The 24,525-nt window shown below is 52.8% G+C and carries 19 protein-coding genes; 8 read left to right on the forward strand and 11 right to left on the reverse strand.

Features of this window, described 5'->3' with window-relative positions; translation table 11 throughout:
* Positions 1 to 46: 46 nt before the first annotated feature.
* Positions 47 to 379: a ferredoxin FdxA gene (fdxA, locus tag FKW31_RS02765; protein ID WP_035353955.1), complete on the forward strand. Its 333-nt coding sequence runs from the start codon at positions 47 to 49 to the stop codon at positions 377 to 379.
* Positions 380 to 636: 257 nt separating this feature from the next.
* Here fdxA and cyoD read toward each other — a convergent pair whose 3' ends face one another.
* The 5 genes from cyoD to FKW31_RS02790 form a co-directional block, all read right to left on the reverse strand.
* The gene (gene cyoD / locus FKW31_RS02770) at positions 637 to 969 is read right to left on the reverse strand and encodes a cytochrome o ubiquinol oxidase subunit IV (protein ID WP_003629825.1); all 333 of its coding nucleotides are present in this window, start codon (positions 967 to 969) and stop codon (positions 637 to 639) included.
* Positions 969 to 1,574: a cytochrome o ubiquinol oxidase subunit III gene (cyoC, locus tag FKW31_RS02775; protein ID WP_006116681.1), complete on the reverse strand. Its 606-nt coding sequence runs from the start codon at positions 1,572 to 1,574 to the stop codon at positions 969 to 971. Before cyoC ends, cyoD begins: the two co-directional genes overlap by 1 nt.
* A gap of 1 nt (position 1,575) precedes the next feature.
* Positions 1,576 to 3,567, reverse strand: coding sequence for a cytochrome o ubiquinol oxidase subunit I (cyoB, locus tag FKW31_RS02780; protein ID WP_006116680.1), 1,992 nt, complete (start codon positions 3,565 to 3,567; stop codon positions 1,576 to 1,578).
* A gap of 5 nt (positions 3,568 to 3,572) precedes the next feature.
* Positions 3,573 to 4,499, reverse strand: coding sequence for a ubiquinol oxidase subunit II (gene cyoA / locus FKW31_RS02785; RefSeq protein ID WP_006116679.1), 927 nt, complete (start codon positions 4,497 to 4,499; stop codon positions 3,573 to 3,575).
* A 612-nt stretch (positions 4,500 to 5,111) separates the two neighbouring features.
* The gene (locus FKW31_RS02790) at positions 5,112 to 5,888 is read right to left on the reverse strand and encodes a Bax inhibitor-1/YccA family protein (RefSeq protein WP_150177548.1); all 777 of its coding nucleotides are present in this window, start codon (positions 5,886 to 5,888) and stop codon (positions 5,112 to 5,114) included.
* 189 nt (positions 5,889 to 6,077) lie between these two features.
* Between FKW31_RS02790 and FKW31_RS02795 the strand changes: the two genes are divergently transcribed.
* The 4 genes from FKW31_RS02795 to FKW31_RS02810 all read left to right on the forward strand — a co-directional run bounded on the left by FKW31_RS02795 (position 6,078) and on the right by FKW31_RS02810 (position 11,320).
* Positions 6,078 to 6,641, forward strand: coding sequence for a hypothetical protein (locus FKW31_RS02795; protein WP_089178357.1), 564 nt, complete (start codon positions 6,078 to 6,080; stop codon positions 6,639 to 6,641).
* A gap of 208 nt (positions 6,642 to 6,849) precedes the next feature.
* A complete protein-coding gene (locus tag FKW31_RS02800; protein ID WP_150177550.1) occupies positions 6,850 to 9,078 on the forward strand; it encodes a PQQ-dependent dehydrogenase, methanol/ethanol family in 2,229 nt (742 codons plus the stop codon).
* A gap of 52 nt (positions 9,079 to 9,130) precedes the next feature.
* A complete protein-coding gene (locus FKW31_RS02805; RefSeq protein WP_035353914.1) occupies positions 9,131 to 10,549 on the forward strand; it encodes a cytochrome c in 1,419 nt (472 codons plus the stop codon).
* 129 nt (positions 10,550 to 10,678) lie between these two features.
* Complete coding sequence (locus tag FKW31_RS02810; protein ID WP_193562027.1) at positions 10,679 to 11,320, forward strand: uracil-DNA glycosylase family protein; 642 nt, start codon at positions 10,679 to 10,681, stop codon at positions 11,318 to 11,320.
* A gap of 6 nt (positions 11,321 to 11,326) precedes the next feature.
* Here FKW31_RS02810 and FKW31_RS02815 read toward each other — a convergent pair whose 3' ends face one another.
* From FKW31_RS02815 to FKW31_RS02840, 6 genes are all read right to left on the reverse strand, one after another.
* Entirely contained in the window at positions 11,327 to 12,565 is a 1,239-nt protein-coding gene (locus FKW31_RS02815; protein ID WP_150177580.1) for a glycerate kinase, read from the reverse strand.
* 120 nt (positions 12,566 to 12,685) lie between these two features.
* Positions 12,686 to 14,920: an FUSC family protein gene (locus FKW31_RS02820; protein WP_150177552.1), complete on the reverse strand. Its 2,235-nt coding sequence runs from the start codon at positions 14,918 to 14,920 to the stop codon at positions 12,686 to 12,688.
* Between the two features lie 143 nt (positions 14,921 to 15,063).
* Positions 15,064 to 15,597, reverse strand: a complete 534-nt coding sequence (locus tag FKW31_RS02825; protein ID WP_006116671.1) for an adenine phosphoribosyltransferase — start codon at positions 15,595 to 15,597, stop codon at positions 15,064 to 15,066.
* Between the two features lie 161 nt (positions 15,598 to 15,758).
* Entirely contained in the window at positions 15,759 to 18,002 is a 2,244-nt protein-coding gene (locus tag FKW31_RS02830; RefSeq protein WP_150177554.1) for an ATP-binding protein, read from the reverse strand.
* Positions 18,003 to 18,105: 103 nt separating this feature from the next.
* A complete protein-coding gene (locus FKW31_RS02835) occupies positions 18,106 to 19,368 on the reverse strand; it encodes a multidrug effflux MFS transporter (RefSeq protein WP_063354811.1) in 1,263 nt (420 codons plus the stop codon).
* Between the two features lie 151 nt (positions 19,369 to 19,519).
* Positions 19,520 to 20,299 carry a TVP38/TMEM64 family protein gene (locus FKW31_RS02840; RefSeq protein ID WP_063353278.1) on the reverse strand — a complete coding sequence of 260 codons (780 nt, stop codon included), beginning with the start codon at positions 20,297 to 20,299 and terminating at the stop codon, positions 19,520 to 19,522.
* Positions 20,300 to 20,313: 14 nt separating this feature from the next.
* Here FKW31_RS02840 and FKW31_RS02845 point away from each other — a divergent pair, with 14 nt between their 5' ends.
* From FKW31_RS02845 to FKW31_RS02855, 3 genes are all read left to right on the forward strand, one after another.
* Complete coding sequence (locus FKW31_RS02845; protein ID WP_193562032.1) at positions 20,314 to 21,363, forward strand: COX15/CtaA family protein; 1,050 nt, start codon at positions 20,314 to 20,316, stop codon at positions 21,361 to 21,363.
* Positions 21,364 to 21,657: 294 nt separating this feature from the next.
* Positions 21,658 to 23,247 carry a 2-isopropylmalate synthase gene (locus FKW31_RS02850; RefSeq protein WP_035353929.1) on the forward strand — a complete coding sequence of 530 codons (1,590 nt, stop codon included), beginning with the start codon at positions 21,658 to 21,660 and terminating at the stop codon, positions 23,245 to 23,247.
* A 204-nt stretch (positions 23,248 to 23,451) separates the two neighbouring features.
* Positions 23,452 to 24,498 carry a rod shape-determining protein gene (locus tag FKW31_RS02855; protein ID WP_003629847.1) on the forward strand — a complete coding sequence of 349 codons (1,047 nt, stop codon included), beginning with the start codon at positions 23,452 to 23,454 and terminating at the stop codon, positions 24,496 to 24,498.
* Positions 24,499 to 24,525 lie beyond the last annotated feature (27 nt).

A 24,525-nucleotide genomic window follows, 5' to 3' on the forward strand; every position in this document is an offset into this window, starting at 1 on the left:
GCGGTGAGAGCCCCTCCTCCACCGCCAGATATTTTCGGAGATGGCAATGACCTACGTGGTCACTGAAAACTGCATCCGCTGCAAATTCATGGACTGTGTGGAAGTCTGCCCCGTTGACTGCTTCTACGCTGGTGAAAACTTTCTGGTCATCAACCCAGATGAATGCATTGACTGCGGCGTGTGTGAGCCTGAATGCCCCGCCGAAGCCATTTTCCCTGATAGCGACGACCGTGCAGCAGCGTGGGCAGAAATCAACGCAAAATATGCTACCCAGTGGCCAAACATTACGCGCAAAGGCACGCCCCCGGCTGATGCGGAAGAATGGAAAGACAAGCCTAACAAAACAGAGCTGCTTTCCCCCGATCCGCAGAAAGACTGAGAACCTTTATTTACTAAGGTTTGGAGAAATGGTGTTAGCCTGAGGCTGGCACCATTTTTTTGTACCCAGCCCCTACACCTCACCTTGGGTTGCCTCTGCTTTCCCCAGAGACTGCATAATGTGCTGGCGCGAGATGCCCCGCATGCCCTGCCAAGAAAATACCCAATAAAAAAGCCCCTGTAGCCATAATAGCTACAGGGGCTTTTTTCAGCTTGCTCTCTACCGCCACTTAACGCGGCGGTAGAAACATCACCATATTAGCGGGACATCATGTGCAGTGCGGTGTTGTTCATGATGAACACCGAACCAACAATCAGGATGGCCACAAAAGCAACGGTGAAAACAAAGCACATGTTGTTCCAGCGCTGTTCGGAATCTCCGCCCATGTGCAGGAAGTAGTGCAGATGCACCAGAACCTGAACCAGAGCGAGAGCTGAAACAGCAGCCAGAGTGCCTGCTGGCGAGAGGCTATGGCTCATCACCACACCAAACGACAGCACCGTTAGAACGACGGCAAGAACAAACCCGATAATGTAAGAAGATACGCTACCGTGGCTCTCGCCTGAGGAGGATGTATGCGGATTGCTCATCAGATCATGCTCGCCAGATAGACATAGGTGAAAACGCAGATCCAGACGATATCCAGAAAGTGCCAGAACAGGCTCAAGCAGGTGAGCTTATTCATCATACGTTCCGGAATTTCAGTCGTACCCATCAGCTGAACGATCAGGGTAACAATCCAGATCAGACCACACGTGACATGCAGACCGTGAGTAGACACCAGCGTAAAGAACGCAGACAGGAATGCACTGCGATCCGGACCGGCGCCTTCTGCGATCATGTGCGCAAATTCACGCAGTTCCAGCCCCACAAAGCCAAGGCCCAGCAGGAAGGTAACGCCAAGCCAAAGGATAACCTTGGAAACCTGGCTTTTATGGGCGGCAATCATGCCGAACCCATAAGTGATGGACGAAACCAGCAGGAGGGCTGTTTCCAGCCCAAGCCCACCAAATTCGAACAGTTCGTGGCCGGTTGGGCCACCGTTAAACTGGTTACGCAGAACTGCAAACACGGCAAAAAGCGTGCCGAAGATGATGCAGTCCGTCATCAGATAGACCCAGAACCCGAACACCACCGGAGATTCGTGGTGATGTTCGTCGTGGCCTGCGGTCTGAACAGTTGTGTTCTGTGCCATATTATTCAGCTGCCTGTGCCATCAGTTTACGGGTGTGCTCGTTTTCAATCCGGGCAACCTCATCGGCAGGGATATAGTAGTCGATATCCTTATCAGCGCTGCGGGCAATTACCGAACCGATAACACCAACAAGACCAATAGCAGCCAGCCACCAGATGTACCAAACCGCAGCAAAACCGAAGATCAGGGAGAAGATACCACAAGCCAGCCCCAAAGAGGTGTTCTTGGGCATGTGGATTGCTTCGTACTGAGCACCAGCCTGACGGGTATCAATACCATTTTCCTTATCATGCATGAACGCATCGAGTTCGTGCACATGAGGAACGATAGCAAAGTTGTATACCGGCGGCGGGGAAGACGTGGACCATTCCAGCGTACGGCCATTCCATGGGTCACCTGTCACGTCGCGGTTCTGCGGCAGGTTACGGTCACGGATGGAAACATACAGCTGTGTAAGCTGGCAAGCGATACCAAGCATAACCAGCACTGCACCAACTTCAGCAACCAGCAGCCACGGATGCCATGCCGGATTGTCGTAGTGGTTCAAACGACGGGTCATGCCTTCGAAACCCACAATGTAGAGCGGTACGAATGCACAATAGAAGCCAACAAACCAGAACCAGAAAGCGCGCTTGCCCCAGGTTTCATCCAGCTTGAAGCCCATCACCTTCGGGAACCAGAAGTTCATGCCACAGATGTAACCGAAATACACACCACCAATAATGGTATTATGGAAGTGAGCAATCAGGAACAGGGAGTTATGCAGAACAAAGTCAGCACCCGGGATAGCCAGCATAACGCCAGTCATACCACCGATGGTGAAGGTGATCATGAAGCCAACAGCCCAGTACATGCAGGCATGGAACTGGATGCGGCCCTTATACATGGTGAACAGCCAGTTAAACAGCTTAACACCAGTAGGAATGGAGATGATCATGGTCGCGATACCAAAGAAGGCATTCACGTCCGGACCAGCGCCCATTGTGAAGAAGTGATGAACCCATACCAGGAAGGACAGAACCATGATGGAGCAGGTTGCATAAACCATGGTGCTGTAACCAAACAGCGGCTTGCCGGAAAATGCAGGAACAACTTCCGAAAACACACCGAAGGCAGGAATAACAAGAATGTAAACTTCCGGATGGCCCCAAGCCCAGATCAGGTTCAGGTACAGCATCTGGTTGCCCCCACCATCATTGGTGAAGAAGTGCATCCCGAAGTAACGATCCAGACCCAGCAGAGCAACAGCAACCGTCAGAACAGGGAAGGCCACCATGATCAGGATGGAAGCGCAAAAAGCTGTCCATGTGAAAACAGGCATTTTCATCCAGGTCATGCCCGGAGCGCGCATCTTCACGATGGTTACAAAGAAGTTCACACCGGTCAGCAGCGTGCCAACACCGGAAATCTGAACGGCCCAGATGTAGTAATCAACACCAACGCCAGGGCTGAACTGATTTTCGGACAAAGGCGGATATGCCAGCCAGCCGCACTGCGAGAATTCACCAATGAACAGAGAAACGTTCACCAGGATAAACGCAACAGCCGTCATCCAGAAGCTCAGGTTGTTCAGGAACGGGAAAGCAACGTCACGCGCACCAATTTGCAGAGGCACGATGAAGTTGAACAGACCGGTCATGAACGCCATGGCCAGGAAGAAGATCATGATCGTTCCGTGAGCGGAGAAGATCTGATCATAGTGATGTGGTGGTAGATAGCCTGGGTTACCTGCATACGCCAGCGCGAGCTGAGTACGCATCATGATAGCGTCAGCAAAACCACGGAAAAGAGCGACCAGTGCCAGGATGATGTACATCACGGCTAGACGCTTGTGATCGACAGAAGTGAACCACTCTTTCCAGAGGTAGCCCCACTTACCGTAATACGTAATAAGTCCCAGTACCGCGACACCGACAATGACAACGCCGATGAACGTCCCTACCAGGATCGGCACATCCAACGGGATGGCCGAGAGCGATAGTCTCCCTAGCATAGATCCTATTCCTTCATATTCATGTCGGACATCGCAGACTGCTGCACCTGGATCATCTTGCCAGTGCTTTTGTCCATGACCATGCCATTGTTGTACTTGGCAACGATCGTGTTGAACATGCCGGGTTCAACATGCGCGAAATACTCGACGGGGTTCGCTTCGCTTGGGGCAGCAAGTTTCGGATAGGTCTGGCTATCCAGCTGCTCGGAAGAAGACTTCACCTTTTCAACCCAGGCATTGAATTCATCACCGCTTACAGCAAGCGTGTGGAATTTCATGTCAGAAAAGCCACGGCCACTGTAGTTGGCAGACTCACCCAGATAGTCGCCTGGTTCGCTCGCCAGCAGATGAAGCTGGGTCTGCATGCCTGCCATTGCGTAGATCATGGAACCAAGACGCGGGATGAAGAAGGAGTTCATCACGGAATCAGAGGTGATGTTGAAGTCAATCGGGGTATTGACCGGAATGGCCAGCTGATTGACCGTTGCAATACCCTGTTCTGGGTAGATGAACAGCCATTTCCAGTCCAGAGCCACCACTTCAACGTGCAGAGGCTTGGTATTTGCTTCTGCTTCAAGTGGCTTATACGGATCCAGAGAATGACAGGTCTGATAGGTAATCACTGCCAGGAAGAGGATAATCAGGGAAGGCACGCCCCAAATAATCACTTCAATTTTGTTGGAGTGGCACCACTTCGGCAGATACTCGGCGCTCGTGTTAGACTGGCGATACTGCCAGGCAAACAGAAGCGTCAGCAGGATGGTCGGAATCACAACAATCAGCATTGCGACTGTGGAGGTGGCAATTAGGGTTTTAACCCCTTCACCAACCGGGCCTTTCGGGTCGAGAACATCAAGTTCACACCCGGCAAGCAGCAATGCTGACGATAGGCCGCCCAATCGCGCCACTCTCGCCAGTAACTTGTTTTTCATCGCACGCCTCTTGGTTCTGACATCAAATTAGCCTCACTAAGACTCTTTGTTCTGCTGCCATAGAAGCCTGACAACAGCAAGAAAAACCGCGTTTCAACATTCCCCATCTACCACAAACACATATCAGACCGTTGTTTCCTTCATAAACACAAGGAACACGGCATATCGTGCTGGTGACAGAATGAACGGAGCGCGAAAACACCTTGCGCGCACTTTATTCCTAAAGCGCAGATTCTCAAATGTCGGAAAAGTTCCATCAGCCTTTCGTCATAATCAGGTTAGCTGATATGGCGGTGCGGCATGGGTACTCTGGTGCGATAAAAACAGAGGCAAACAACTTCACGAAATATTTCAAAATATTTCTTTATTTTTCTGGAAAATACAATTTCGCTTTCGATTTCATGCCGTTATGCGAAAATATTTTATCTCACATTTTCGTTACAAAATCTTGAATCAAGATAACGGCCTATTTTGGTACGCATTCCGGGCAAACATGCCGCCATTCATTCAGGGCATACCTTCCCATACAAAAAAACCCAGCCCTCTGAGAGGCTGGGTTTTCTTTTCGAGCATACCGGTGGAGCTTACGCCCCATGCCGACTCCTGTATAAATTAATCGTTGGAGTTTCTTACGCCCATAAACTGTAGAAGAAACTGAAAAAGGTTGATGAAGTTCAGGTACAGGCTCAACGCATCATATACGCTGCGCTTAGCTGTCATTTCCGGGCCTTCATACGCAGCAAGCTGCGGATAAGTAATCCGAATACGCTGCGCATCAAATGCACTGAACGCTGTAAAGATGAAAACACCCACAATGCTGTACACATAGTACAAAGCCGGGCTCTTCAGGAACAGGTTCACCAAGCCAGCAATCAACAGCCCAAACAGCCCCATCATCAGGAAAGAACTAAAGCGCAATAGATTGGCTTTGGTAACGTATCCCCACAAAGACGTTGCAGCGAACATGCAGGCCGTTACCAGAAACACCCGGACAATAGATGTATCTGTATAAATAACGAATATATTGGCCATGCTAGCGCCCATGGTGGCACAAAACGCCCAAAACAGCGCTTGCGCCCCCTGTAGGGAAAGCTTGTTCAAACCAAAGGACATAACAAGCACAAATGCCAATGGCGAAAGCATAGCCACATCACCCAACAATGTTGGGCGCGGCACCAAGCCACCCGGTACCTGTACCACCTGAAAAAACAGATGGCTCAAACTTGTGTTGGCAATAACATATGCCACTATACCGGTAAGCAGCAGGCCAGATGCCATCCAGTTATAAACGCGTAGCATATAGGCCCGCAGCCCAGCATCCAGATTGGCTGCCTGAGCATTCCAGTCTGTGGGCGTAGCGGGGGATCGGTAGTCGTGACTAAACGACATGGTGTTTAACTCTCCTTGTCCGGACAGGCCGGCTTTGCTTAATACTTGTGGCTGCCCTGCCCTGTCGTCAAGGGTTACAAAGAATCAGGTCAAAAACAGGGCGCTTTATTCCTGCCTGGTTTTTATCTCTTCATATAACGCGCTCCCCCACAAATCGGCCATCACAAGCCAAGGAATAAAGTACCAGCTATGTTTTTGATTGCCGGAATTCGCCTTCCCGCCCCCATGCTGGAATTCTTTCAGCAAATTCAGACCTTCTTCCCCAATCGGGAATGGGAACCCGAACCCTTCCTGTTTCTTCCACTGGTGATCATGGGAGAAACCTCTGATCCAGACATCATGGAGAATCTGGATGCGGGGCTGCTCTCTATCCAGACATCAACTCCAGCAACACTTGTCCACTCCGGGTTGGACGTTGTGCAGCAAGGCGAGCGAATCATTCTTACGGCCAAGATTCTATCTGCCGTATGCGATCACCTTTCCGTGAAAATCAGGCGTCAGACTCAGCAAGCAGGCCTGAAGGTAAAGCGTATCTGCCACCCACTCAGCGTGCCACTAGGCACAATCTCAACTGTTCCACCAGAAGACGTCCATAACTGGTTGCGCATCCACCACAGTCTACGTGCACCAGAGGACGAGGTTTATGAATTCACCCTGTTCAGTTCTTGGAAAAATCGTGAAACGACAGATATGGAACTTCTGGCCGATTATGCGTTTACATCAGGTTGCATAGAACCCACACACTTGTTATAACAAGATTTGTAAGCGCCTTTCATAACCTGATTGTGAGCATAATTTCCGGCTCTACAGGCCTGTAAGCACGGGAAATTATCCCGCAGAATGGAAGCTGCTATTCCTTCCCCGTGATTGACAGACAGCGTTCCCCTTGGCTGTTGTGTGAGAAACCGGCCTGCCGGCTATCTTTTTCCTCACCGTATATAATAGTCGAGGACATGAACGCATGACCCGCCCCGCCTCCGCCAAGAGACGTTCACTGCTAGGAATTCTCGCGGCCGGAACAATCTGTGCCGCTGCTTTGCCTTACGCGGCAGTCCCTGCCCGCGCTGACGGTCAGGGTAATACGGGGGAAGCTATCATCCATGCAGATGATCACCCCGAAAACTGGCTTTCTTATGGTCGCACTTACAGCGAACAGCGCTATAGCCCCCTAGATCAGATCAACCGCTCCAACGTGGGTGATCTTAAGCTGGCTTGGTACTACACGCTGGATACCAACCGCGGGCAGGAAGCAACCCCGCTGGTGGTAGATGGCATTATGTATGCCACAACCAACTGGTCTAAAATGGAAGCGCTGGACGCTGCCACAGGTAAGCTGCTTTGGCAGTATGACCCCAAAGTGCCCGGCAACATTGCTGATAAAGGCTGCTGTGATACGGTTAACCGTGGTGCAGGCTATTGGAACGGCAAGGTTTTCTGGGGCACGTTTGACGGCCGTCTGGTCGCTGCCGATGCAAAAACCGGTAAAAAGGTTTGGGAAGTTAACACCATCCCAGCCGATGCCTCCTTGGGCAAGCAGCGCTCCTACACAGTGGATGGCGCGGTACGCGTAGCAAAAGGCCTGGTGCTGATTGGTAACGGTGGTGCTGAATTTGGTGCCCGTGGCTTTGTTTCCGCTTTTGATGCCGAAACCGGCAAGCTGAAATGGCGCTTCTACACCGTTCCGAACAACAAGAACGAACCTGATCACGCTGCATCAGACAATATTCTGATGAGCAAAGCCTACAAAACCTGGGGCCCCAAAGGCGCTTGGGTACGTCAGGGCGGCGGCGGCACCGTATGGGATTCTCTGGTTTATGATCCGGTCAGTGACCTGATCTACCTGGCTGTTGGTAACGGCTCCCCCTGGAACTATAAATACCGTTCTGAAGGCATTGGTTCCAACCTGTTCCTGGGCAGCATTGTCGCCCTGAAGCCTGAAACGGGTGAATATGTCTGGCACTTCCAGGCAACCCCAATGGATCAGTGGGATTACACCTCTGTTCAGCAGATCATGACACTGGACATGCCAGTGAATGGCGAAATGCGCCACGTGATCGTGCATGCTCCTAAAAATGGCTTCTTCTACGTTCTGGATGCCAAGACTGGTGAATTCCTGTCTGGCAAAAACTACGTTTACCAGAATTGGGCCAACGGTCTGGACCCGCTGACAGGTCGCCCGATCTACAACCCAGATGGTCTGTACACCCTGAACGGCAAGTTCTGGTACGGTATTCCTGGCCCACTGGGTGCACATAACTTTATGGGCATGGCTTACAGCCCCAAAACGCATCTGGTCTATATCCCAGCTCATCAGATTCCGTTTGGTTATAAAAACCAGGTTGGTGGCTTTAAGCCGCATGCGGATTCCTGGAACGTTGGTCTGGACATGACCAAGAATGGTCTGCCTGACACCCCAGAAGCACGTACCGCTTATATTAAGGATCTGCACGGCTGGCTGCTGGCATGGGATCCAGTCAAGATGGAAACGGTCTGGAAGATTGACCACAAAGGTCCGTGGAACGGCGGCGTTCTGGCCACCGGCGGTGATCTTCTGTTCCAGGGCTTGGCCAATGGTGAATTCCACGCCTATGACGCCACAAACGGTAGCGATCTTTACAAGTTTGACGCACAGAGCGGCATTATCGCTCCGCCTATGACCTATAGCGTCAACGGCAAGCAGTATGTTGCTGTTGAAGTGGGCTGGGGCGGCATCTACCCGATTTCCATGGGTGGCGTAGGCCGTACTTCTGGCTGGACAGTTAACCACTCCTACATTGCTGCGTTCTCTCTGGATGGCAAAGCCAAACTACCGGCTCTGAACAACCGTGGCTTCCTGCCCGTAAAACCACCTGCACAGTATGACCAGAAGGTCGTTGATAATGGTTACTTCCAGTATCAGACCTACTGCCAGACCTGTCATGGTGATAACGGTGAAGGCGCAGGTATGCTGCCTGATCTGCGTTGGGCCGGTGCTATCCGCCACCAGGATGCTTTCTACAACGTAGTTGGTCGCGGTGCGCTGACGGCTTACGGGATGGATCGCTTTGACACCAGCATGACGCCGGATGAAATTGAAGCTATCCGTCAGTATCTGATCAAACGAGCAAACGACACGTATCAGCGTGAAGTGGATGCTCGGAAGAATGACAAGAACATTCCCAAAAACCCGACACTTGGCATTAACCCCTAATGCCTCGGCAGAGTTACGACGTCATTCAGCACACAGGCGATAAGTGGTAAAAATGATGATTAACAGGCTAAAAGCTGCCCTGGGGGCAGTCGCTGTCGGGCTTCTTGCGGGAACGTCCCTAGCGCATGCACAGAACGCTGATGAAGATCTGATCAAGAAGGGCGAGTACGTTGCTCGTCTGGGGGATTGTGTGGCTTGCCACACATCCCTAAATGGTCAGAAATATGCTGGTGGTCTTTCCATCAAGACCCCCATCGGCACAATTTACTCCACCAACATCACGCCAGACCCTACTTACGGGATTGGCACCTACACATTTAAAGAGTTTGATGAAGCCGTGCGCCATGGCGTGCGTAAGGATGGCGCTACGCTGTATCCAGCAATGCCGTACCCATCCTTCGCCCGCATGACGCAGGATGACATGAAGGCTCTGTATGCATATTTCATGCATGGTGTGCAGCCGATTGCGCAGAAAAATCACGCAACTGATATTTCTTGGCCAATGTCCATGCGTTGGCCGCTGTCCATCTGGCGCTCTGTATTTGCACCGGCTCCGAAGGATTTCACTCCGGCACCCGGCACAGATGCTGAAACAGCACGTGGTGAATACCTTGTAACCGGCCCTGGCCACTGTGGTGCATGTCATACACCGCGCGGCTTTGGTATGCAGGAAAAAGCGCTGGATGCATCTGGTGGGCCAGACTTCCTTGGCGGCGGTGGCGTAATCGACAACTGGATTGCCCCAAGCCTGCGCAACGATCCGGTTCTGGGCCTTGGTCGCTGGTCTGATGAAGATCTGTTCCTGTTCCTGAAATCCGGTCGTACTGATCACTCAGCAGCCTTTGGTGGCATGGCAGACGTGGTTGGCTGGAGCACCCAGTACTTCACCGATGCAGATCTGCACGCCATGGTGAAATACATTAAATCCCTGCCGCCGGTTCCGCCTGCACGTGGTGATTACAGCTACGATGCCTCTACGGCTCAGATGCTGGATTCCAACAACTTCTCCGGCAATGCTGGCGCCAAAACATATGTGGAACAGTGCGCTATCTGCCATCGTAATGATGGTGGTGGTGTAGCCCGTATGTTCCCGCCACTGGCTGGTAACCCGGTTGTTGTTTCCGACAACCCGACATCTGTTGCTCATATTGTTGTTGATGGTGGCGTTCTGCCCCCCACCAACTGGGCACCTTCTGCTGTGGCCATGCCGGATTACAAAAACATCCTGTCTGACCAGCAGATTGCAGATGTTGTAAACTTCATCCGTTCTGCATGGGGTAACCGCGCACCGGCTAACACGACAGCAGCAGATATCCAGAAACTCCGTCTGGATCATACGCCGCTGCCAACACCGGGTTGGGCTAATGCAACTGAAGAATCCGCTACATGGGGCCTCTTCATGCCGCAGCCTTACGGCGCTGGCTGGACCTTCGCACCGCAGACACATGCTGGTGTGGATGAAGCACAGTAAAGCTTCTGCTTAAATAACCGGCCCTACTTTTATGGGCTGGTTACAAAGCGCCGTAGTGGCAACACTACGGCGCTTTTTTATATTGTTTGCATTGTAAGCGAACGGATCATCCCCACATATTTCAACAGAATGATCCACACTCAAACAAAATTGGAATGGCACGCGCCAAGTTCTGCGGAAAGCAGTGATGTTGAAACACAACTGGACTGTTTGGTGCAAGAAATCCGGCAATGCACAGCCTGTGCGCGTAAGTTACCGCTAGGCCCTCGGCCTGTTTTGCATGTTTCCCCTCACGCACGTTTACTTATTGCCGGGCAAGCCCCGGGCACACGTGTGCATGAAACCGGTATTTCCTTTAATGATGCCTCGGGAGATCGGCTACGGGGATGGCTCGGAATGAGCCGAGATGCTTTTTATGATTCCAACCGTGTAGCCATTTTACCTATGGCGCTTTGTTACCCCGGCGTACTGCCTAAAGGTGGTGATCGTCCACCACCACCGGAATGCGCCAACCTATGGCGAGAACGTATTCTAGCTTTGCTGCCCAACCTTCGGCTAACACTTCTGGTTGGGTCTTATGCCCAGAATTACGTTTTGGGAAAAGGCAAAGTATACGAACGCACAGAGCATTTTCAGGATTTTCTGCCGCAATATTTTCCTTTGCCCCACCCATCATGGCGCACCGGAGCATGGGAGCGCAAAACCCCCATGTTTCAGGAAAAAATCATTCCTGCCCTTCGGCGCGAAGTAGCGCGTGCACTTGATGATTAAACAGAACTAAAGCACCAAAAGCAGGCGCACGTCATTCACATTTGTTAACGTTGGGCCTGTTTTAATAAGGTCATCGAGTTTTTCAAAAAAACTGTAGCTGTCATGCTGTTTCAAAAAATCCTCGGCAGCTACATCATTTTGCAGACCACGGGCTAATGTATCCGGGGCAAATATAGCACCAGCAGCATCTTCCGTGCCATCAATACCATCTGTATCCCCCGCCAAGCCCCATATGCCTGCCTGACCATTTAAAGCCAGCGCGCAAGAGAGCAAAAACTCTGTATTGCGTCCGCCTTTTCCCGGCTTTGTGCCTGCGCGAATACTTACCGTTGTTTCCCCGCCACTTAGCAAAACAGCCGGAGCACGAACAGGCACAGCGTGTGCCTGAACAGAACGGGCAATGCCACTCATCACCACACCCATGACACAGCTTTCGCCTTCCAGCGCATCCCCTAAAATTAAAGGGGTCACTCCTGCTGCACGCGCCACTTCGGCTGCGGCCTGTAACGCCATAAAAGGAGTTGCTATCATTTCAACCCGATTATCTGCATTGGCAGAGTGCTGGGACGAAACTGCCGTGGTGGTGTTCTCCAAAACATGACGAACAGTATCGGGCACGTCTAAATTGTATTTATTGAGAATACGCAAAGCATCTTGAGGTGTTGTTGCATCTGGCACAGTGGGGCCGCTGGCAATAATTGCCGGGTCATCTCCCGGCACATCACTAATAACAAGCGTAACCACTTGCGCAGGAGCCGCTGCCACAGCCAGCTTGCCGCCTTTAATGGCAGATAAGTGCTTACGCACTGTGTTCATTTCAGAAATTGTTGCGCCAGAATGCAAAAGCTGGCGGCCAATGTTCTGTTTTTCTACCAGCGTGATGCCTGCTACCGGCAAAGCCAGAAGCGCAGACCCTCCACCGGATATCAAAGCAAGAACAAGATCATCTGGCCCCAACCCTTTTACGGCCTGCAAGATATCATGTGCTGCCTGTTCACTCCGCGCATCTGGCACAGGATGGGATGCTTCCAGAATTGTAATGTGGCGCGTTGGAACAGCATGCCCATCCCGCGTGACCACAACGCCTTGCAAAGGCACATCTGACCATGCCGCCTCCAGCGCAGCAGCCATAGCGGCAGACGCCTTGCCTGCCCCCACAACAATGCAGCGGCCTTTGGGTTTTTGGGGCAGATATTCTGCCAATACCTTGAAAGGATCAGCCGCGCTAACCGCAGCATCAAACATACTGCGCAACAGGTTGCGCGCCTGTTTGTTTTGTTCTTTTGTGATGTCTGACTGCGCCAATGCAACACTCTCCTACAATGCTCCACCTTAATATCAGAGCCTGTTTATGACCCATCTGGTTTAGGTAAATGCTTTATCCAGATACGGAGAAGACGCATCAAAGAACGCTCGGTTCTCTGCAAGTTCTGTTTCTATCACCCGCAAACTGGCTAATGCCCGCAGCATCTCTTCACGCACAGAAAGGTTTGCTTCGGTTTCTTCACAGTTCAACAAATACTCTACAGCTATATGTGTTGCCCGCGCAGTTCGACCGTATTGCCCACCATATCGGCCAGTAAAACGCTGCATGCGTTCCATCATCACTTCTACGGCTTTCTGTGCCTCTGGTGGCAGAATATTCTTCGCTAAAACGGTACGTAACCGCAACACATTGAGCGCAATGGTCATACTAGACAACACGCCGCTTAAATACCGCTCCAGCACATAGGTATTGCCATCATCTGTCGCCATGGTGGAAAGGCGTACAAACCCATCTACACTTCGCCCAATAATTTCCGTTACAGCGGGCGGTCTGCGCTGGCCTGCCAAACGACGCAGACCGCGCAGAATATTCACACGCATATCCCACCGCAAACCATCTGGATCATATGGCAGAAACACGCGGTACATCCACATGCAGAACATCATAGCCAACAACAGAGGCATGGCAGTGTTGAAATACATGATTTCATCCATCCGCCCCTGATTGATCGGCCCCACCAGAATAGGCAGAAACAGATTATAAGCGACTGCCGCAAGCACCAGCGGTGGCCATGCAAAAGCCAATCCACCAATCAGCATGGGCACAGCCAGACACATGGCCATCATTTCGTAAATTGTAGGCTGTGCCATCACCCACAGATCAAGCAGTGCGCTCATGCCAATCACGCACACAGTGCCGTGCAAGAATGCCTGCGTGGCAAGGGCTGGCTGCTCCAAAGTGGAAAACAGCGCACACACAATGCCTACAAACATAATAAATGTCAGCCCATCAGGCCAAGCGGTGGTAATCCATAGAACACCAGCCAGAAAGATGGTGACAGAAGCCCGCAAGCTATTGGTAAACGCCATCCGCCAGTCTCTGTAAGACTTCATGGGGTAGCGGAAATGGTCATGCGGCTGCGGGTTGCGGCTCATTTCAAACTGCTCAATGGCCAGATACAGCTCTTCCAGCATGGTATCCAGCTTATGCAGCAATTGCCCTTGCCGAGTCAGCACTTCATCCTGCTGCTCATCAAGCGGGGGATGCGTGGCCGCTTCCATTTCCTTTTCCAGACACCCAGCGGCAAGTTGCCGACATGTTGCCCGTAAAGATGTGAGATCCCGCAAAACTGGCTCAATAGGCTGATCGTTATCCAGCCTGTCTGGCAAAGCTTGCAAAAAAGTGCTCACTTGCTGGGCTGTATCCTGATATTCCACACCCTGACTGTGCGGTACCTCTAGCAGCGCACCCAAATCCAACCCGCGTGACAATAGTACCGTAATAGCTGCCAAGGCGGCTCTGGCATGATCACCTTCATGCTGATGTTTGCCCATTTCAATTTCGGCAAACTCAACCTGATCGCTCAGCGCAATAAGAGTGGAAAACACACCGGGGGAATTTGCCACAGCCCGTCTATCACCCTGCAACAAGCGCAAAATGGCGGGCACGGCACCTTTAAGGGCTTGCACAAAGTTGGTTGCCAATCGTGTTCTGGCCCGCAACCCTAACTGATACTGGAAAAGGGATGAAATTGTGGTTTCCACCACAATACCAAGCGTAATGTATGTGGCACGCGCCATTGCGATCTGAAAAATATGATCGGGCGCAACTATGCCATCCAACGCAATAATAACGTACGTAAAACCCGATGCCCGCATACCGTGAATACGATAATTGGTCATGGCGGCTGGGCCGGGCAGCAACGTGCCTATAAAGCAGAAAGTGCCAATTCCTACCGCCACAAAAAAGATATACAGCAGCGGAGATTGCGGCATGCTGGCCACCAGCACGATGGCACATATTGTGCCTACCACCATGCCAAACATATGCCAACGCGCCTTGGCAATGGATTTGCCGCGCGTGCCTTGCGCCACCATCCACACAGTAAGGGCCGCCCATTGCGGGCTCCCCAGTTCCCACCACAAGGCAATGCCAAGAGCAATTAAGGATGAAATGGTGGTGCGAAGCGCATACCCAAAAGAAAGTAGATTGGGCGCAAACAACCAACGTAAATGGTCAAGCTTGCGTGGTGGGCCGCCACCAACAAGCGCCTGCCGGACAATAATAGAGACCGACCGCCAAAGCTGCCCCAAGGAAAGCGTCATGCTTTTCACGCGGCCAAACCTGAGGTGCTAATGGGGAAACAACGTGCCATACATCTTCTCTTACCCCAACATGGCAGAAAAGCGTATTCACACCTCATATGTTCTGTTCAGCACCCAGATGCGCAAACAGAACATATGAATGTTGAAAGAGCTTATTCTTTGTACGTCAATAAAGTGGAAACAGGGGCATCTACTTTATTACGGCCACCCAAACTTGTTAATTCCACCATAACAGAAGCGCCTACCACGTTCGCTCCCGCCTTACGCAGCAGCGCTACAGAAGCAGCCAAAGTACCGCCGGTTGCCAGCAGATCATCCATAACCACCACGCGCTGACCGGGCTGGACGGCATCTGCCTGAATTTCCAGCGTATCGCTGCCGTATTCCAGATCATAGGTGTGAGAAATGGTGTCACCCGGCAGCTTGCCACATTTACGCAGCATCAGCAGCCCACAACCCAAGCGATCCGCCAACGGTGCGGCTGTTAAAAACCCGCGGGATTCAACGGCAGCCAGCAGATCTGGCTTAAGCGGCGCCACCTGCCGTGCCAAACGCCCCATGGCCAACTGCCAGGCATCCGGATTCCGCATAAGGGTGGAAATATCGTAAAATAGAATGCCCGGTTTAGGAAAATCGGGAACGTGCCGGATAAAGCGCTTGAGGTCGATTTCCTCATGTGCCGTCATGGCCTTAATAATCCTTCCTGCGTGCCAGCCTTGGCTGGCCCTCTGTTACTTCTGCCTTGTATCCTGCCAAAAAAGAAGAACACGTTCGGGCAATCCGGCGCCCGCTCTATCCTGCATACGCCGGTTCTGCAAGGTATGGCGGCTTTTCCCTTATGGTCTGCTTATGCTCCAGTGCGCGCACTCAGTGCTGCTGTTACCACTTCCATCAGGCCATCTCTGCGGAAAGGTTTGGCCAAAAGCCGCGCACTGGCCACGCCACCTTCGGGGAGTTTGGAATCCGCTGTAAGATCCCCCGACATATAAACGACAGCCAGTTCAGGATACCGTTCCACCAGCACGCGTGAGAGGGTTAGCCCATCCAGTGGGCCGGGCAGTTGAATATCCGTTACCAACAGATCAAGAGGCCCTTCCGCAGCCGCTGCCACATCAAAAGCCTGCTCACCATCTCCAGCTTCTAACACACGATGGCCAGCCATGCTCAGAATGGTCACAACAATATCGCGGATAGCGGCATCATCTTCCACCACCAGCACTTGCAAAGCCTGTGATGGCGCTGATTTGCTGATTTTAGGCAACACCGCTGGCTGCAAAACCTGTGCGGCAGAAAGAGCCGCAGCCTTGGGCAACCACAAGGAAACCTCTGTTCCGCTGCCACTCCCTGTTGCCACCACAACCCGCCCCTTCACCTGTTGGGAAAAAGCCAGAACCATGGCCATACCAAGCCCTGTGCCTGCGCCCTCCCGTTTGGTGGTAAAAAACGGTTCAAACAGGTGGTCCAACACCTCTCGCGTCATACCACTGCCGCTGTCAATCACATCCAACCGCACCCAATCCCCGGCAGGCAGCGGAGTCGGGTCTGAAACCACGCGCATGTTGCGGCCTTCCTCAACGGGCAAGCTCATCAGATCTGCGTTGACAGAGAATGTGACATTACGGGCGGCAATACGCAGTCGGCCACCGGATGGCATGGCATCTCGCGCATTGATAGCCAGATTGAGCACAGCACTTTCAAGCTGCGCTGGATCTGCACGCACAGGCCATACACCTGAGACATCAGCACATTCCACCACAATTCTGGGGCCGATAACACGCGCCAACAATCCATCCAGCAAAGAAAACAGATCGGCCAGATCAAAACAGTCTGGCACGCCAGTTTGTTGCCTGCGCATAAAGGAAAGAAGCTGGCTTGTAAGGGCTTCAGACCTATGCCCGGCATGTGTGGCGGCAGACAGATATTCCTGCCGTTGCTCTACCTGATCTGGCAGATCGTGCTCTGCCGCAAGCTCCAGATTTCCCAAAATGACGGTGAGAAGATTTTTGAAATCGTGAGCAATACCTGCGGTAAACTGCCCCAGTGCTCGCAGCTTTTGCGCCTCACCCAATGCACGTTCACTGCGCAAACGCATGGTGATATCTGCGGCTGTCAGCACAAACCCACGCCGCTCTGCTGCACCATCCGGGGCAAAAAACAAGGTGCGGCACAATTCCAGATCTGCGCCGTTAATGCCTTTGCACTCCACGACGACAGGTGGTGCGGGCTGCCCTTTGGCCAAGCTGGTTTCAACATGTTCCAATGGTTCAAGCAGCGGCACACCATCTACCACCAGCACTGCACTTAAATCATTGTAAGATAGGCCGGGTTTGAAAAAGCTCTTTTCCAAGCCCAAGGCCATAGCCAGTTGTTCGTTCCAGTGCCACAAATGGCCATCAGCACCAAACACAGCCACGCCAAGGCTCAAGCTGTCCAACGTTGCCCGCAAACGCAATGCCAGATCACGCGATGAAGCCTCTGCCCGCGCTGCCGCCAAGGAAGAACGATCCAACACCCAGCCTGCAGAAACAAGGCTGAAAACACCCGTAAGAATACCCAGCAACGCCAAGCGCCGCTGCCAACTTGTGTTGCGCAGCATGTTGGCGACACGGTCTGCCTGATCCAGCGTACTGGCACGGCTTAGAATAGAAAGATTCTGATCCAGATCCGCCAGAAGCTGCGCCCCTCCGGCGGGAGTCCCCTCTGGGGAATGGGGCCAGGCGCTTATGGTTTCAAGCTGCTGCCACACGCTTTGCAGCGGTTCTACACGGCCCCCACCCTCTCGCAGTTGAACGACGCGAAAGGATTCAAACCCACGCCGCGCATCAGAAAGTTGTTGAATAGCCTGAATGTAACAACTGCCATCCTGCGGCCTATGCTCGGCCATCCAGGCGTAATGGCATATGCGGGCATCACTGGTGGCATGGTGCAACCCGCGCAAGTAATTGCCTGCTGCGGTGCTCTGACGATCCAGATTACCATGCCGGGCCATTTCATTACCCAGCTCAATCCCCATTGTGCCAAAAGTTACAATCAGCAGCCCGGCGCCAATAAGCGCCAGAATGTGGGCCCGTCTTGCTGGATGCCGTGGCATGTTATGCACGCTCCCTTCCTTAACGCCATCTTTTCATCTGGACTGGGCCGCAGTCCTGTCACCGTCAAGAGCAGAGCGGGCATAACCGCTTTTTGTGCAATTTTTAGTTCACATTCTGTCGATGAGGGCGCGATAGACCCGCCAAGAACATCAGAATAGCACCACAACACATGCATCCTGCCATAGGAATTGCAGAAACAGCCGGAAATTGTCCAACCACAACACCAGCCACAGCCCCAAACACATATTGTAGGGTGCCAGCCAAAGCAGATGCCGCCCCGGCAAGAGACGGATGATCCGCCAAAGCCCCCATCATGGCATTAGGAAAAATAATGCCAGTAGGTGCAAGTGCCAGCAGCATAGCCGCAATAACCAACCACACTTCATATGGCTGCCATGCCGGAGGTGCGTACCAAGCGCTCCACAAACTTACTGCTACCAGCAAAATTCCCCCGACAACGGAAAGACAGATAGCCCCCTGAAGCAGTTTGCCAGAATCGATGCGCCCGACCAAAAGCCCGTTCACCTGCGAAGCCCCGATCATGAACACCGCAAAGAACCCAAACAGCATGGAAAAATGCAGCGGTGAGAAATGAAACAACTGCACAAACACAAAAGGCGCTGCGGTAAGGTAGCTAAAGGACATGAAGGTAGAAAAAGCCGTTATCAGCGCATGGCTGGCAAAGGCCCGATCCCGAATCAGGGTGACGTAACGTGATACCAGCGTGAAAGGAGAAAGAGCCACGCGCCGGTCATATGGCAGTGTTTCTGGTAGAATAAACAGAATCAACGCCACACATATCGCGCCATAGGCCGCAGAAGCCCAAAAAATAATCCGCCAGGAAACAAACTCAACAACCAACCCGCCCAGCATAGGGGCCAGAATGGGCACAACACCCATCACCATAACCAGCTGAGACATCATGCGTGCTCCGGCATTACGGTCTGGCACCATATCGCGCACACAAGCTGTTGGAATAACCAGACTGGCAGATGCCCCAACGGAGGCCACAAACCGCGCAATGGAAAATGTGGTGATATCTGGTGCAAACGCACATACGGCAGAAGCCACGGCATACAGGGCATTGCCTATAAGCATAGGCTTGCGCCGTCCAAACCTATCGGACAAGGGGCCTACAGTAATTTGCCCAATAGCTAACCCAACAAACCAGATAGACAATGTGAACTGCACATTGCCCGCACTTGTATGGAAGGTCTGCTCCATGGCCGGAAAAGCTGGCAGATAGATATCTGTCGAAATAGGTCCAACGGCTGTCAGGAACCCTAAAAGCACCGGCATCCACATGGGGATGCGCCCACCAATAAAAGACGTTCCGGCATCCCGCACAGCAGAGGGAGAAGCCATAAGCAGCACTCCAAAAACAAACAAAAACAGAAGGAAAAAGAAAAATGTCTGGCAAAAAGACAGGCAACAGGCCAGCGCCTTTTATTTTACAACGGGCGTAAGATCAGCCTTTAATTCCTGACATCTCAGCAGCAGCCAGACCATATATGGATCAGGAAACCTGCCGGGCTATACGTGCATGCCGCCATAGCCACACGCCAATAGCGCCAGAAAGCACAAACAACGCGCCACCTGCTGCATACTGCCAAAAAGTACCTACCTGAACCCCCGCGCCCAACAAAACGGCAACAAGGTTCTGCGGTATGCTCCCCAAAAGGGTTGCTGTAAAAAACGGCAGCACATCCATACCTGAAATGCCCCCCAAAAGGTTCAGCAGTAACGCAGACCCCACGGGCAGCAGCCGCAAGGTAAGAATACTTGAAAACGGCTGACGTGTCAGAAATGCGTCCATTTGGGCAAAACGTTGCCCCAATTTCTGCCGCGCCCATGCGCGCCCGCCCCATCTGGCCCAGAAAAACCCTGCCAAGCACCCCAATGTGGAGGCTATGGTGATAAGTGCAAGACCTTCCCACAAACCATAAGCCAATCCGGCGGCAAATCCGGCCACCTGACGTGGCAGCCCAAACCCGCACCACAAAACAGCGCCAGATAAAAACACCATGCGGCCCCACACGCCTTGGCGCAGCACATCTGTGCCATGCAACATACTGTGGAGAGCTGGCACATGCCGCAACCCAACCGCCCCCACCACCAATACAAGCAGCATAAGCAGTGGACGCAGAAGCGATACAGAAGACCGGGAGGGTGGACGAATATGCTGTTCCATCCAGCCTAGCGGTACCATCTTCTTGCAGCAGCCCGCAAGCTGGCTGTAAACCCGATACAGAAATTTAACCCACAGCGCCAAAGGCTGCCATGCCCACCTCATCATCCCCCCAGACAGACATGACACCCGCCCACCGCAAACTCATTTCAGGTTGGCTGTTTCTGCTTTGCTTCATGCTGCTGGGCATGATCGCCATTGGTGGCGTAACGCGCCTGACAGGTTCGGGCCTTTCCATTATGGATTGGCAGCCCGTAAGCGGTTTTATTCCGCCTCTTTCCCATGGTGAGTGGGAAAGGTTGTTCGCACTTTATAAAACCATTCCGCAATATCACCTTCAGCACGAAGGATTTGGGCTGGAAGGGTTCCAGAGAATTTTCTGGGCAGAATGGATTCACCGCTTCTGGGGCCGCCTGATGGGGCTGGTTCTTCTGCTGCCTCTGATCTGGTTTGTTGTGAGAGGCATGATCACGCGCCGGTTGGCCCTGCGTTTGTTCATCTTTTTCATTCTGGGTGCGCTACAGGGTGCCATTGGGTGGTTTATGGTGGCTTCTGGCTTCCGCCCCAACAGCACGGCAGTAGAACCTATACGGCTTGTGCTGCACCTGAGTGCAGCCCTGTTGCTTTATGGCGCCATTTTGTGGACGGCATTTTCTATCCGTTGGCCTGTACCAGAAAGTCATACCTCATCCTCCGCCGCACGCCTGGCCAAGCGGTTGGCCTGCTTTACTATTGTGCTACTGTGCACCACGATTATTGCCGGTGGGTTTACGGCTGGCACACATGCGGGGTTCCTGTTCAACACCTTCCCGCTGATGGATGGGCATTTGATCCCGACAGATTACGCCCAACTTTCACCTTTCTGGATGAACTGGTTCATCAACAAAGCGGCTGTGCAGTTTGACCACCGCCTTCTGGCCACCCTTACAGCCCTCAGCATTGGCGCTGTGCTATTTGTTGGCCTGAAAGCGACAGATCTGGGGGCTAAAGCGCATAACGCCTTCATCCTTTTAGGGTGGGCCGTTGTTATCCAGTACGCGCTAGGCGTTACCACTCTGTTGCTGGTCGTGCCTGTGTGGGCAGGTGCGGTGCATCAAACATTCGCTGCCGTGTTGCTGGGTGTTATGCTGTATGTGCTGCATTGCCTGCGTGGCACAAAAGCTGTGGCCTAAAGGGGCATTTAACAACGTTTACTGTTGCGTTTGAAAAACAGGACGGTATGGTGCTGCGCATGAATTCCGAGTGGTTCACGTCCGATTCCCTGCATACCCGTAAATTGACGGGTGCGGGCGGCGTGGCCCTCCGTCTGGATCTTCTCCTTCGACTAATCTGCCCCTGAGCGAGCCAGGTGGCCAAGCGCTGCCACGCCCAGGGGAGAACGAAAAGAGCGCCCGTGCATAAACGGGCAGAATATGGCACAGCCCCTCTATTCTTGTTCCAGACCAGACTTTTTCAGGAAGAATTCCATGTCTGCTGATACCACCAGCTTCAATCATCCGTCCTTTGGCCGCATGACGCCAGACCGCGTGATTGTGTTTGACACCACCCTGCGTGATGGCGAGCAATCTCCCGGTTTTTCTATGAACCTGGCAGAAAAGCTCCGTATGGCGGAAGCACTGGCCAATCTGGGTGTAGACGTGATTGAAGCGGGCTTTCCTGTTGCCTCCAAAGGTGATTTCGAATCCGTTAACGAGATTGCCAAACACACCAAGGGTTCCGTTATCTGCGCACTGGCACGCAGCGGCGGCGCCAAGGATATTGCCGCTGCGGGTGAGGCTCTGGCCCCGGCAGAACGTAAGCGTATCCACAACTTTATTTCCACTTCTCCGCTGCACATGAAATACAAGCTGCGGATGGAACCAGAAACTGTTCTGGAACTGATTACCTCCGGCAACGCAGCCGCCCGTAATCTGACAGATGATGTGGAATGGTCTGCTGAAGATGGCTCCCGCACAGAACCAGATTTTCTGTGCCGCTGTGTAGAAGCCGCTATTAAGGCTGGCGCTACCACCATCAACATTCCCGATACGGTTGGGTACGCCACGCCAGAAGACATGGAAAAGATTTTTTCCATGCTGCGCCAGCGCGTACCGGGAGCAGATCAGGTGATCTTCTCTGCCCATAACCATAATGATCTGGGGCTGGCTGTTGCCAATACACTGGCCTCTATCCGTGGTGGTGCACGGCAGGTGGAATGCACCATCAACGGCATTGGCGAACGTGCCGGGAATGCCGCGCTGGAAGAAATTGTTATGGCGCTGCGCACACGGCATGACCAATACCCCTTCACCACCGGCATTCACACTGAAGGGCTGCTGAAGGTTTCTCGGATGCTGGCCACCATCACCAGCTTTGACGTGCAGCCTAACAAAGCCATTGTGGGCCGTAACGCCTTTGCGCATGAAAGCGGCATCCACCAGGATGGCGTGCTGAAAAATGCCGCCACCTATGAAATCATGACCCCCGAAAGCGTGGGTTGGACACGCTCCTCCCTCGTAATGGGCAAGCACTCCGGCCGGGCCGCATTCCGCGATAAGCTGAAGGTGCTGGGTTATGATGGCATGGATGACACACGCCTGAACGAAGCCTTCACCCGCTTTAAGGATCTGGCAGACCGCAAAAAGGTTGTGTACGACGATGACATCATCGCACTGGTGGACGATGAAGCCCGTGATCATGACCGCATCCGCTTTGGTGCGCTAAGCCTGAAATCCATTTCTGGCCAGCCTTCCGAAGTTGACCTGGAACTGAGCGTGGATGGCAAAGCCATTGAAGCCAAAGCCACAGGCAACGGCCCAGTGGATGCCGCCTTTAACGCGCTACGCAAGACCTTCCCGCATGAAGCGCGTCTGGCCCTGTTCTCTGTTGGTGCCGTAACCGAAGGCACTGATGCGCAGGCCCGCACAACCGTGCGTCTGGAAGAAGCCGGTAAGATGGTAGATGGCCAAGGCGCAGATGCAGATACGGTTGTTTCTGCCGTGCGTGCTTACGTGCATGCACTAAACAAGCTGCTGGTTAAACGGGCTCGGACAGAACCAGAAGCCCTGACAGCCTGAAAAAACTTTTCAGGCCCTCCTGCAAAACCGGGCAGACAAACCTTACCTTGACATTATATGTCAGTTTCTTGACGGAAGGTCTTGTCTGCCTCGTTACGCACCGGTAATTCCTGCTCACATATTTCCAAAGCAGCAGGGGCGGGTTAGCGTGTCCGGCTTTCTCGCCCTCTGTTGTATGGTGCCCGCTTCAACCAGGAGTCCTGGATGTTTTCTCGTCTGCTCGGTCTCATGTCTGCCGACATGGCTATTGACCTGGGTACTGCCAACACCCTTGTTTACGTAAAAGGACGGGGTATCGTACTGAACGAACCCTCTGTTGTGGCTATTGCAGATATACGAGGAAAAAAGCAGCTTCTTGCCGTAGGGGAAGAAGCCAAGCAGATGGTTGGTCGTACCCCGGGCAATATTACGGCCATTCGTCCCATGCGTGATGGCGTGATTGCTGATTTTGAAGTGGCGGAAGAAATGATCAAACATTTCATCCGCAAGGTTCATAATCGTCGCGCTTTCGCCAGTCCCCAGATTATTGTGTGTGTGCCTTCTGGCTCCACTGCGGTAGAACGCCGTGCCATTCAGGAAAGTGCGGAAAGCGCTGGCGCCCGGCGTGTGTTCCTGATTGAAGAACCCATGGCAGCTGCCATAGGTGCGGGCCTGCCGGTTACAGAACCTTCTGGCAGCATGATTGTAGATATTGGCGGCGGCACAACAGAAGTGGCCGTTATCTCCCTCGGCGGCATTGTGTATGCACGTTCCGTACGCGTGGGCGGAGATAAAATGGATGAAGCCATTATCTCTTATATTCGTCGCACCCACAGCTTGTTGATTGGTGAAAGCTCAGCAGAGCGTATCAAGATCAGCCTGGGCTCCGCCATGATGCCAGATGAGCCTTATGAAAATGGCCCGTGGCAGGATGTTAAAGGACGTGATCTGATTAACGGTGTCCCGCGTGAAGTTCAGGTTTCACAAGCGCAAATTGCAGAAAGCCTTATGGAGCCTGTAAGCCAGATTGTGGATGCCGTAACAACCGCGCTGGAAAACACGCCCCCGGAACTTGCTGCCGATATTGTTGATAAAGGCATTGTTCTGACCGGTGGTGGCGCATTGCTTTACCGGCTGAGTGACGTACTGCGCCTTGCAACAGGCCTGCCTGTTACAGTAGCTGAAGATGCACTTTCCTGCGTGGCTTTGGGTACAGGCCGCGCGTTGGAAGAAATGAAACGTCTGCGCAACGTGCTGACAACCATGTATTAACCCAAGGCACCAGCTATCTGGCTGTAA

Source organism: Acetobacter sp. DmW_136, assembly GCF_008690365.1.
GTDB lineage: Bacteria > Pseudomonadota > Alphaproteobacteria > Acetobacterales > Acetobacteraceae > Acetobacter > Acetobacter oryzifermentans.